Genomic DNA, 11,776 nt, shown 5'->3' with positions numbered 1-11,776 from the left:
CTCCGACGAGGTGCTCGGTGCGATCGTCTCGACGCTTCGGCTCAACGACGAAGAGACAGCGCACCTCTTCGATCTGGTTCGGGCAGCGACCACGAAGCGGAGTCCGCGTCGATCTCGGCCCCGGAGCGGGCGCATGATGCCCGCGGGTGTTCAGGCGCTGATGGATGCCATGGTGACCGCACCGGCGATCGTCATCAACGGTCACCTCGACATCATCGGGGCCAACGCACTGGGTCGCGCCGTGTACGGCCCGCTCTACACGAGAACCGGTTCGACGACACCCAACATCGCCCGATTCACCTTCCTGGACCCACGAGCGGACGAGGTCTTCCCCGACTGGCGACGATCGGCCGACGACGCGGTCGCATTGCTGCGTGTCGAGGCCGCGCGATCACCGGACTCGACGGCGGTGACCGGTCTGATCGGCGAACTGGCCACCAGAAGCGACGAGTTCCGGGTTCGATGGGCGGCACAGCAGGTCAAAGCACACCGCCGCGGTGTCAAGCGATTCATCCACCCCGACGTCGGCGAGCTGACGCTTCGGTTCGAGGTACTCGACCTCACCAGCGCGGCCGGGCTCGCCATGATCGGCTACACCGCCGAGCCCGGATCGACGTCGGAGCAATCACTCCAACTGCTGTCGAGCCTGATCGTGACCGAGCAGAACCGGCACATCGGGTCGGAAACCGATCAGCGGCGACCCGCCGACCAAAAAGCTGACACCCCGTAGGGGATTCGGGAGAATCTGAGCTCATGGAGTCCAGCGAAAGCCCGCCTTCGATGATGACGCCCGGCCTACAGTACTACCGGCACGGGTTGCGCCGGATGACCGGCCGGGACATCGATGAACGTCATCGCGGCGCAAGTGTTCTCGAACTCTTCTTCGACCTTACCTTCGTCTTGGCGTTCGCGGTCGCCGGTTCACAACTCGCACACGGGATCGCCGATGACCACACCGGCTCGGCGACAACGGCATTCGCGATCGCCATGCTCGCCATCCTCTGGGCGTGGACCAGCTACACCTGGTTCGCTTCCGCGTTCGACAACGACGACTGGCTGTTTCGCGTCCTGACGCTCGTCCAGATGGCGGGCGTGATCATCCTCGCCATCGGGATACCGGACATGTTCGCCTCGATCGAAGAGGGCGAACAATTCACCGGCGGCGTCATGGTCGCCGGTTACGTCGTCATGCGGATCGCGGTGGTCGGGCAATGGTTGCGGGTCGCCGCAGATGATCCGGACCACCGGGTCCTTGCGCTGGCCAATGCGATCACCGTCGCCATCGCCCAATGCGGCTGGGTCGCATTCATTCTGCTGCCGCTGTCGCTGCGGGCCGCGCTTGTGTTCATCGTCATCTTCTGGGTGATCGATCTCGCCGGGCCCGTGACGGCCGAAGGTGTCGGAGCTCGCCGCGGAGCCGGAGGCACCCCCTGGCACCCCCACCACATCGCCGAACGATACGGGCTGATGGCCATCATCTCGATCGGCGAGACCGTGACCGGCACCCTCGCCGCCGCAGACGTCATCGCCGAGCAGCGCGGCTGGGCCATCGACTCCATCGTCGTGATCGGTGCCGGCATCCTCACCTCGTTCGCACTGTGGTGGATCTACTTCCTCCTGCCCTCCGGGCCGGTGCTGGCCGTGAACCGTGGCAAGGTGATCCCGTGGGCATACGGTCACATCGTCCTGTTCGCGGCGATCGCCGCGGTCGGTGCGGGCCTGCACGTCATCGGATATGTCTTCGACGAGCACTATCACCTGAGCACGCTGACCGCGATCCTGTCGATCAGCATCCCAGTGCTGATCTTCATGGCCGGCGTGTGGGCAATCCACACCTGGCTGGTCGGCAGCGCGTCCCGCAATCCCGCGCACGCGGTCGCGTTCGGTGCCCCCGTGGTCGCTCCGATCCTCGCCGAGGTGGGTTGGCCGCTGTGGGCCTGCCTTCTGGTGGTGCTCGCCTCACCGGTATCGATCATCGTCTCCTACGAACTCGGCGAATGGCGTTCGCTCGCCCGGCAACTCGACACCGCACTCGACGCCTCCGATGACGGGTGAGAACGTTGATGGTGATCTTCGTGGTGGTGGTGGTGCTCGCCCTCATCACGTTCTGGTTGCACCGCCGGTTGGTCCGCGCCACACGAATGCCGCGTCCCTGGTCGACCGTCGCTGACGTCGCGCTGGTGATCCTCTGTGCCCTCGCGGTCATCGGCGCCGGCAGCGGCATTCTGCTCGATCCTGCCTGGGCACGTGCGCCCGCCTTCGCCGGGTGGGTGTGGCTCGGCGTCGTTTTCTACCTTGCTCTCGGGCTCGTCGTCGTCGGTCTGGTGTCATTGGTATTGCGCACGGTCGGCCAAATCCGTGGCGAAGACCGGCGTGCGGCGTCTGACGCGGTCCGCCTCCGGGTGGTTCGAATCGGCTCGGCGATCGTTGTGGTGACCGCAGTCGCGACTGTCGGCTATGGCGTGGCCGAGGCGGCCCGACCGCGAGTCACCCAGACCGAGATCCCAATGGCACGCCTGCCCCAGCAGTTCGACGGCACGCGGGTCGCCCTGATCTCCGACCTCCATGTCGGGCCCTCCCGGGGACGTGAATTCGTCCAGGGCGTGGTCGACAAGGTCAACGAGCAGAAGCCCGACCTCATCGTGGTCGCCGGCGACTCGATCGACGGCACGGTCGCACACGTGGCCGACGACCTCGCTCCCCTCGCCGACCTCTCGGCACCGCTGGGGGTGTTCGGCGTCAGCGGCAACCACGAGTTCTATGCCGACGACGGCGGCAAATGGCTCGACGTGTGGGACCGCTTGGGCGTCAAGTCGTTACGGAATGAACGGGTGGAACTCACACGGGACGGGGCCACCGTAGACCTCGCCGGCATCCACGACGCGACGGCACCCGAGCCGTACGAACCAGATCTCGATGCGGCACTGGCGGGTCGCGATCCGAGTCGTTTCGTGCTGCCGCTCGCCCATGAGCCGTTGCAGGCGTTCGACGCGTCCGATGCTGGTGTCGACCTGCAGTTGTCCGGACACACCCACGGGGGCCAGATGTGGCCGGTCCGCTATCTCGTGACACTGCAACAGCCGACGCTGCAGGGGCTCGACCGGGTCGAGAACACCACGATCTACACGACCCGCGGCGCGGGCGAGTGGGGACCGCCGGTACGCGTCGGCGCAGCGCCGGAGATCAGCATCCTGACGTTGACCCGCGCGTAGACCACGCCGCTACTCAGGCGTCGACCTCGCTGGCGAAGACCTCGTCCAAGAACCCGATCGATGGTGTGGGCACACTGTCATCCCACCGGCCATCCAGCAGATCCGCCCGAATCTCTTCGACGAGACGCCGGAACCGAGGCCCGCCGTCGAGCGGATAGCGGACCATCCCCACCTCCTCGCACCGCACGAGCATGTGTGCCGCGTGCCGCCTGGCTTCCTCGGTCCGGCCGGCGGCCGACAAGCAAGCCGCCAGAAGTCGCTCGGCGCGCAGCTTCGCCCGTTCCCGGCCGGTACCGGCCAGCTGATCAACCCATTCCTGCGCCCATTTGCAGGCCATATCGCGCTGCGCCGAGGCGTCGTCACCGTCGGCGGCGTCTGCGTTCTCGATCAGCTGTCGAATCGCAATCCCGGAATCGAGTTGCGCCACGATCGCTGCAACGCCGATGGTCGGATGCGGTCGAGTGGCGAAATCCAACCGGGGCCGGAGTGGGCGCTTGGGCGGTAGCGCCTGGACCGAGTACTCCGCCTCGACGAAGGCACGCAGCCGCGGCGAGTCGAGTCGGTCGGCGATATCGATCGCCTCATCGAGAAGGTCGACGGCAGCCTCACGATCGCCGCGTATCAACGCAAGACGTGCGCCGATGATGAAACGCACCTTGATCATGTCGATGACACCTTCGGTCGCACCGATTTGGTAACTCTCGTCGAGCAGCCGGCTCGATTCGTCGATGCGACCCCGTTCGTACAAGACATCCGCCAAGACCGCGCACGCCAGGCGGGCGCCCTGCGACTTGGTGGCCGCTCCTGCGACGACCGACACCCGCAGGGCGTTGCGGAAGCACTCCTCGGCGCGATCGAGGTCAAGTTGCTCGAAGTAGGCGATGCCGTCGAGCGCGCTGCCATACATGACCGCAAAGGGCCCGGTGTTCTGCTGGTGGTACGGAGCCGCCCAATCCTGCCAGCGGTGGGCCTCGTCGAAGTCGAAGTGGAACGTCGCATCGATCGTCGCGATGTTCGCCGCGACCGAGGCCACGAAGGGCGGCAACCCCTCCGGACGCGCAGCCGTGGCCGCGATGAGCTCGTGGAGTCGCTCGTGCCGATCAGAGGTCGCCCGGATACTCGCCTCGGCCACCTCTGCCTCCAGCCGGAGCGCCTCCACCGAGGTGTCGGTTTCCGGCACCTCCGCCAATACCGCCGACGCTCGCTTGACGGCCGCTTCCGCCGTCTCGATCCGGTGCAGAAGGATATTCGCCCACGCGAGTAGCAACTGCAGCCGCACACTGGAGACCACGGAGACCGGAGGCAACTTGTTGACCAGACAGAGCAGCGTGGACACGTGTGCATGCTCGATGAGCTTTTGCCCGTCCCTTTCGACCAGATCCACAGCACGACTCGTGTCGCCGGCGGCCACCGCGTGGTTGACGGCCTCGGCCAGCATGCCGTGCGCGGTGAACCACTCCGACGCCGTGGCGTGGAGCGCGGTGATCGAATCGGGTTGATCTCGCTCCAGCCGGCGGCGCAGGAACTCGAGGAAGAGATGATGGAAACTGAACCAGTCGCCGTCCTGATCCACCCTGCGGAGGAACAGATCTCGCGCCTCGATGTCCTCGAGCAGGGCCTGACCGCGGGGTTCGCCGCTCAATGCGGTCGCCAGGCCCGCACAGATCCGCTCGGGCACCGACACGGTGAGCAGAAAGTGCAGCATCTCGGGTTCGAGAGTCGACAGCACGTTCTCGGCCAGGAAATCGCCGATCGCATGGTGACGGCCGGAGATGTGACTGATCAACTCCGCAGGCGTATCCGAGCCACGTAGGGACACCGACGCCAATTGCAGTGCCGCCACCCAGCCCTCCGTCGAGTTGCGCAGATCGGCCACCTCATCTTTGCGCAGGTCGAGGCCCGCGCAGTCGTGCAGGAACGAGCGCGCCTCGGCGGCATCGAAACACAGTCCGGCGATGTCGATCTCGACGAGTTCGTCCTGCACGCGCATCCGGCTGATCGGCAATCCCGACTGCGACCGACTCGTGATGATCACCTGCAGGTGATGACAGCCGCGCTCGAGCAAGAAGTCCATCGCCCTGATCGATGCGGCGTTCGTGACGCGGTGCCAGTCGTCGACAATGACGGCGAACCGTTCGTGGCGTGCATGGATCTCGTTGATCAACGACGTCAGGACGAACTGCTCGGCCTTGGCGCCATGCTCTTCGACGACCTCGGCCAGGTCGCCGACCACGCCCGGATAGGCCCGTCGGATCGCCTCGACCAGGTTGGCGAGGAATCGCGCGAGGTCGTTGTCGTCGTCGTCGACCGCCAGCCACGCCACGATGACACCGTTGCGCATGAGTTCCTCGCCCCACTGGGCGGCCACCGTCGTTTTGCCGTAGCCGGCGGGCGCGTGGATCAGGATGAGTCGGCGTTTCCCACCCTCCCGGAGAATCTCCATCAAGCGGGGTCGGGGAACCTGCGCGCGGGGACGCAGCGGCGGATGGAACTTGGTCGACGCCGTCGGCGGCGCGGTGTTGAACGATGACCGCTGCCGGCGGTCGGTGCTGCCGAGGCGCCGGCGGTCGGTGTCACCCAGGACCGGGGCGTCCGAGCTCTCGAGCGGCAGCGCCATCTCGTCGACCGCCACACCCAACCGGCGCTGAACCTCACGCAACTCCTCGCCATACTCTGCAGCTGACATGGGCCGATCGGCGGGGTCGCGCGCCATCGCATGTTCGATCGCCTCCGACAACGCGTCGGGCAGCCCCACCGCCCGCAGGTCGGGAACCGGTTCGGCGGCAACCCGCAGGAAGTGCGCCACGACCTGTTCGCCGCTGCGCCGCTCGAAGGCGGCATGCCCGGTCAGCGCGCAGAACAGCGTCGCACCCAAACCATAGACGTCAGAAACCACCGTCGGCGCCGACCCCGTCAGCAACTCGGGAGCGGTGAACGCCGGCGAACCGGTGACCATATCCGCCGACGTCTCGAAACCACCCGAGATCCGGGCGATACCGAAATCGGTCAGCTGCGGCTCGCCGTAGTCGGTGAGCAGGATGTTTCCCGGCTTGACGTCACGGTGCAGAGTGCCGGACCGGTGCGCGGTCTCCAGCGCGCCGGCGACCTTGATCCCCAGCCGCAGCACGTCCGGCCAGGCGAGCGGTCCATGCTTGCGAATCCGCGCGTCGAGCGAGTCATGCGGGTGATACTGCATGACGATGAACGGGAACCCGCCCGGAGTACTGCCCACCTCGAAGAGGTTGACGATGTTCGGATGCCCCGACAGCCGCCCCATCGCACGTTGCTCGCGCACGAACCGCTCGAGATTCTCCTCGTCGAGGTGGTCGGTGAGCACCTTCACCGCCACCGTGCGATCCAAGTCCGGCTGTGTACAGCGATAAACGGCACCGAATCCACCGTGCCCGATCGGCACCGGATCGGCGAAGCCGGCATCCACGAGATCTCCGGCGACGTCGGGTACGACATCGCGCCGGGTCATCTGCGGATCGTACTCGGCCATAACGCTGCCCTCGATCACACTCAACGCCTTCGTCGGTGCCTATCCAGCCTAGCGCGGCGGCAGCACCCGATCGAGGAGCTCTGCCGAGACGCGCTCCACCGACGGATCCGCTTGTCCGGAGGCAATATCCGAACGGATGTCGGCAAGTACCCGAAGGACGCGTTCTCCCCCGTCCATCGGGTAGCGGATCATCCCCACCTCCGCACACCGCACGACCAGGTCCGCGGCGTGGCGCCTGGCCTCATCGGTCCGGCCGGCCGCCGCCAGGCATGCGGTGAGCAGCCGCTCGGCACGCAATTTCGAACGCTCACGTCCGGTATCCGCCAGCTGATCGACCCACTCCTGGGCCCAACGACAGGCGATGTCGCGGTCTGCGGCGGCACTCGCATCCTCTTCGGCATCGGCCTGCGCGAGCATCAGGCGAACCGCTATCCCCGCCTCCATCTGCGCCACGATCGCGGGAACACCGATCGTCGGAAATGTCCGCGTGGCGTATTCCACACGAGGCCGGACCGGTCGCCGCGCTGGAAGTCCCTGGACCACCTGCTCGGCCTCGACGAATGCACGCAACCATGCGGAGTCGCGTCGGTCCGCGATGTCGGCGGCGTCGTCGAGCAGGGTCGCCGCGGCGCCGCGATCACCGCGTATCACCGCGACGCGTGCACCGATGACGAAGCGCGCCTTGATCATCTCGACCGCGCCCTCCTCCGCGCCCAGTTTGAAACTCTCCTCGAGAAATCTGCTCGATTCGTCAACCTGACCACGCTCGTACAAGATGTCCGCGAGGACGGCGGATGCCATGCGTGCAGCCTGCGATTTGGTGGCCGATCCGGTTTTGATGGACACGCGCAGCGCAGCACGGAAACGCTCTTCGGCGCGGTCGAGGTCCAGCTGCTCGAAGTAGGCGATCCCGTCGAACGCGTACCCGTACATGACCGCGTACGAACCGGTGTTCTGCTGGTGATATGGGATCGCCCACTCCTGCCAGCGATGGGCTTCGTCGAAGTCGAAGCGATTCGTCGCATCTCTGGTCGCGACGTTGGCCGCCACCGAGACCACGAACGGCGGCAGCGTATCCACACTCGTGCCTGACTCGGCGATGAGCTCGGCAAGGCGCTGGTCACAATCGGCGCTCACATGGACACACACCTCGGCCACCCTGGCCTCCAGGCGCAGTGCCGCCACCGAGCTGTCGGTATCCGGCATCGCTGAGAGGACCGCGGAGGCCCGCTTGAGAGCCGCTGCTGCCGTATCAATCTTGGCAAGGAAGATGTTCGTCCACACCAGCAGCAGTTGCAGCCGCGGACTGGAGACCACCGATGCCGGCGGCAGCTTCTCCACCAGCCTGAGCAGGGTGGCCATGTGTGCGTCCTGGATCAGGGTCAGTCCGTCGTTCTCGACAAGTGCCACAGCGCGACTCGTGTCGCCGGCGGCGACCGCATGGTTGACGGCCTCGGCCAGCATGCCGTGCGCGGTGAACCACTTCGACGCCGTGGCGTGGAGCGCGGTGATCGAATCGGGCTCATCGCGTTCGAGCCGGCGGCGCAGGAATTCGAGGAAGAGATGATGGAAACTGAACCAGTCGCCGTCCTGATCCACCCTGCGGAGGAACAGATCTCGCGCCTCGATGTCCTCGAGCAGGGCCTGACCGCGGGGTTCGCCGCTCAATGCGGTCGCCAGGCCCGCACAGATCTTCTCGGGCACCGACACGGTGAGCAGAAAGTGCAGCATCTCGGGTTCGAGAGTCGACAGCACGTTCTCGGCCAGGAAATCGCCGATCGCATGGTGACGGCCGGAGATGTGACTGATCAGTTCGGCCGGCTTGTCCGAGCCGCGCAGGGACACCGACGCCAATTGCAGTGCCGCCACCCAGCCCTCCGTCGAGTTGCGCAGCGAGGCCACTTCGTCGTTGCGGAGTTCGAGGCCCGCGCAGTCATGCAGGAACGACTGTGCTTCGGCCGCGTCGAAACACAGCCCGGCGATGTCGATCTCGACGAGTTCGTCCTGGACCCGCATCCGGCTGATCGGCAGGCCCGACCGCGACCGACTGGTGACGACGACCTGCAGGTGATGGCAGCCGCGTTCGAGTAGGAAGTCCATCGCACCGATGCATGCGGCGTTCGTGACGCGGTGCCAGTCGTCGACGATCAGCGTGAAGCGTTCGTGGCGTGCATGGATCTCGTTGATCAGCGACGTCAGGACATAGTGCTCGGCCTTCGCGCCATGTTCCTCGATGACGTCGGCGAGATCACCGACCACCGACGGGTAGACACGTCGGATCGCCTCGACCAGGTTGGCGAGAAATCGCGCGAAGTCATTGTCGTCGTCATCGACCGTCAGCCACGCCGCGATGACGCCGTCGCGCATGAGTTCCTCACCCCACTGCGAGGCGACGGTCGTCTTCCCATAGCCCGCGGGGGCGTGGATCAGGACGAGCCTGCGTTTGCCGCCCTCCCGGAGAATCTCCATCAAGCGGTCGCGCGGGACCTGCGCGCGGGGCCGCAGCGGCGGATGGAACTTGGTCGACGCCGTCGGCGGCGCGGTGGTGATCGATGACCGCTGCCGGCGGTCGGTGCTGCCGAGGCGCCGGCGGTCGGTGTCACCCAGGACCGGGGCGTCCGAGCTCTCGAGCGGCAGCGCCATCTCGTCGACCGCCACACCCAACCGGCGCTGAACCTCACGCAACTCCTCGCCGTACTCTGCAGCTGACATGGGCCGATCGGCGGGGTCGCGCGCCATCGCATGTTCGATCGCCTCCGACAACGCGTCGGGCAGCCCCACCGCCCGCAGGTCGGGAACCGGTTCGGCGGCAACCCGCAGGAAGTGCGCCACGACCTGTTCGCCGCTGCGCCGCTCGAAGGCGGCATGCCCGGTCAGCGCGCAGAACAGCGTCGCACCCAACCCGTAGACGTCAGAAGCCACCGTCGGCGCCGACCCCGTCAGCAACTCGGGAGCGGTGAACGCCGGCGAACCGGTGACCATATCCGCCGACGTCTCGAAACCACCCGAGATCCGGGCGATACCGAAATCGGTCAGCTGCGGCTCGCCGTAGTCGGTGAGCAGGATGTTTCCCGGCTTGACGTCACGGTGCAGAGTGCCGGACCGGTGCGCGGTCTCCAGCGCGCCGGCGACCTTGATCCCCAGCCGCAGCACGTCCGGCCAGGCGAGCGGTCCATGCTTGCGAATCCGCGCGTCGAGCGAGTCATGCGGGTGATACTGCATGACGATGTAGGGAAACCCACCGGGTGTTGCGCCCACCTCATGGATGTTGACGATGTTCGGGTGCCCGGACAGGCGGCCCATGGCACGCTGCTCACGCACGAATCTTTGAAGGTTCTCCTCGTCGAGGTGGTCGGTCAACACCTTGACCGCCACCGTACGGTCCAGTTCATGCTGCGTGCATCGATAGACCGCACCGAATCCGCCGCTACCGATCAGGAGCGGATCAGAGAAGCCCGCGGCCACGAGGTCTCCGGCGATGTCGGGAACGACATCGCGCCGGGTCGTCAGCGGATCGTACTCGGCCATTGGTGCTGCCCTCGATCACACGTTCACACGATTGTCAGTTCATTCTCAGCCTAACTCCGAGTCCCGGGCATCCGATGCGATTCGCTGCTTCGCATGTGCGGTCGGGAACGGGCACCTCCTCGAGGAGCCCCGTCACGGATACCGCCTGTCAAGACGTCAGTACGCCGCGACCCGCCCGTCCTTCGACGCCCGGTACATCGTCCAGAGGAATCGGGGGACGGATCTGATCGGCAACGGGCGCGGCCAGTCTCGTGTACGGATGAGCGCATCGGTGCCACCGTCGACGACGATGACACTGCCGACCAGTGAATCCGCGGCGGGTGACAGCATCATCGCGATCCACTCCGCGATCTGCTCCGGTGTCCCGTAGCGGCGAGCCGGGAGCGGGAAGGCACGGACCTGCGCGCCGTTTGGGCTGTCGAGTTGGGAGCGCAGAAATGGGGTCATCACGGGGCCAGGTGCGATCACGTTGAGCCGGATGCCCACACCCGCCCAGTCGTCGGCCACGGCGCGCTGTCGACACCAGTGCGTGACCGCGATTTTGGACGCCGCATACGCGACCGGTCCCGTGACGCCCATCCGCCGACGAATCCGCCGGACCGCCACATCGACGTCACCGTCGAGGAGCGCGTGCACCGCACCGCGCGGGACCAGCGGGGTCGTCGTCGCGGAATTCGATCCGAGGACCACGACCTTGGCATCACCGGCTGCCGCCAGCGCCGGGCGCCAGGAGTCCAACAGATCGGTGACGCCGAGGACGTTCACCTCGGTGACCATCCGTTCTCGACCCTTGCCCGGTCCGAGTCCGGCCGCGAGCACAGCACCGTCGAGCCGTCCGGCGGCGCGCTCGAGGACGCCGCTCACTGCGGCACTCCGCCCTGCGGCCGACGAGAGGTCGGCGGTCACGTCGCTGTCGTTGCGGTCGACACCGATCACATGGTGTCCGTCGCGCCGCAGCCGTTCCGCGGTGGCCGCCCCGATCCCGGAGGCCGCGCCGGTGACGGCATAGGTTCCCATCGGGCGCCGTCAGGCCTGCGCGCGGCGGGCCGCGTGCTCGTCCTGGTGGGCCAGGGTCCGGTCGTAGGCGTCGTTGAACGCGCGCAGTTCGTGCAACAACGCCTCCGGCGTGCCCGGTGCGAGGTCGGAGAACACGCGGTTGAGGCGCTGCGCGCGCAACCGGCCGTCGTGTTCGAACGCCTCGGCACCCTCGGCGGTGGGACGGATACGTCGGCTGAGCTGTCCCTCGACGGCGAACCGTTCGAGGTAGCCGTGCTTGATGGCGGCATTGACCTGCCGGTTCACGGTGGATTGTTCGAGCCCGAGACCCTCGCTGAGTTCACGCAGGGTGCGGGGGGTGCCGTCGGAGAGAACCCACAGGATCGCGAACGCCGACGTCTCGAGGATCGCACCCGGGGTCACGTTGGTCCGGCGCCGACTGTTGCGCAGCAGCTCCTCGGCCAGCTCAAGGTAGACGGGCGATTCCCACACCGATTCGTCGCCGCCGTACGGCATGACTATGTCCTCCCTGTCCGAC

Annotated in this window: 7 protein-coding genes; 3 read left to right on the top strand and 4 right to left on the bottom strand. The window is 66.7% G+C overall.

The annotated features are described in order from the left end of the window. The 3 genes from GORHZ_RS13205 to GORHZ_RS13195 form a co-directional block, all read left to right on the top strand. Positions 1-730: MmyB family transcriptional regulator (locus GORHZ_RS13205; protein WP_006333765.1), on the top strand; the 730-nt coding region annotated here is incomplete at its 5' end. A gap of 23 nt (positions 731-753) precedes the next feature. Continuing rightward, the gene (locus tag GORHZ_RS13200; protein ID WP_083877289.1) at positions 754-2,055 is read left to right on the top strand and encodes a low temperature requirement protein A; all 1,302 of its coding nucleotides are present in this window, start codon (positions 754-756) and stop codon (positions 2,053-2,055) included. 8 nt (positions 2,056-2,063) lie between these two features. Beyond that, entirely contained in the window at positions 2,064-3,212 is a 1,149-nt protein-coding gene (locus GORHZ_RS13195; RefSeq protein ID WP_006333763.1) for a metallophosphoesterase, read from the top strand. Positions 3,213-3,225: 13 nt separating this feature from the next. Here GORHZ_RS13195 and GORHZ_RS13190 read toward each other — a convergent pair whose 3' ends face one another. The 4 genes from GORHZ_RS13190 to GORHZ_RS13175 all read right to left on the bottom strand — a co-directional run bounded on the left by GORHZ_RS13190 (position 3,226) and on the right by GORHZ_RS13175 (position 11,754). Continuing rightward, a complete protein-coding gene (locus tag GORHZ_RS13190) occupies positions 3,226-6,714 on the bottom strand; it encodes a serine/threonine-protein kinase (RefSeq protein WP_040531754.1) in 3,489 nt (1,162 codons plus the stop codon). A 48-nt stretch (positions 6,715-6,762) separates the two neighbouring features. Then, positions 6,763-10,242, bottom strand: a complete 3,480-nt coding sequence (locus GORHZ_RS13185; protein WP_006333761.1) for a serine/threonine-protein kinase — start codon at positions 10,240-10,242, stop codon at positions 6,763-6,765. Positions 10,243-10,398: 156 nt separating this feature from the next. Further along, the gene (locus GORHZ_RS13180) at positions 10,399-11,259 is read right to left on the bottom strand and encodes an SDR family oxidoreductase (protein WP_006333760.1); all 861 of its coding nucleotides are present in this window, start codon (positions 11,257-11,259) and stop codon (positions 10,399-10,401) included. Positions 11,260-11,268: 9 nt separating this feature from the next. Then, positions 11,269-11,754: a MarR family winged helix-turn-helix transcriptional regulator gene (locus GORHZ_RS13175; protein WP_006333759.1), complete on the bottom strand. Its 486-nt coding sequence runs from the start codon at positions 11,752-11,754 to the stop codon at positions 11,269-11,271. Positions 11,755-11,776 lie beyond the last annotated feature (22 nt).

Origin of the sequence: Gordonia rhizosphera NBRC 16068, from assembly GCF_000298195.1 — a bacterium.
In the GTDB taxonomy this organism is placed as follows: Bacteria; Actinomycetota; Actinomycetes; order Mycobacteriales; family Mycobacteriaceae; genus Gordonia; species Gordonia rhizosphera.
This window is presented reverse-complemented; position numbering and strand designations above follow the sequence as displayed.

Coding starts and splice junctions, on each gene's coding strand:
- GORHZ_RS13200 (WP_083877289.1), top strand. CDS start 754: ATGGAGTCCAGCGAAAGCCCGCCTTCGATGATGACGCCCGGCCTACAG.
- GORHZ_RS13195 (WP_006333763.1), top strand. CDS start 2,064: ATGGTGATCTTCGTGGTGGTGGTGGTGCTCGCCCTCATCACGTTCTGG.
- GORHZ_RS13190 (WP_040531754.1), bottom strand. CDS start 6,714: ATGGCCGAGTACGATCCGCAGATGACCCGGCGCGATGTCGTACCCGAC.
- GORHZ_RS13185 (WP_006333761.1), bottom strand. CDS start 10,242: ATGGCCGAGTACGATCCGCTGACGACCCGGCGCGATGTCGTTCCCGAC.
- GORHZ_RS13180 (WP_006333760.1), bottom strand. CDS start 11,259: ATGGGAACCTATGCCGTCACCGGCGCGGCCTCCGGGATCGGGGCGGCC.
- GORHZ_RS13175 (WP_006333759.1), bottom strand. CDS start 11,754: ATGCCGTACGGCGGCGACGAATCGGTGTGGGAATCGCCCGTCTACCTT.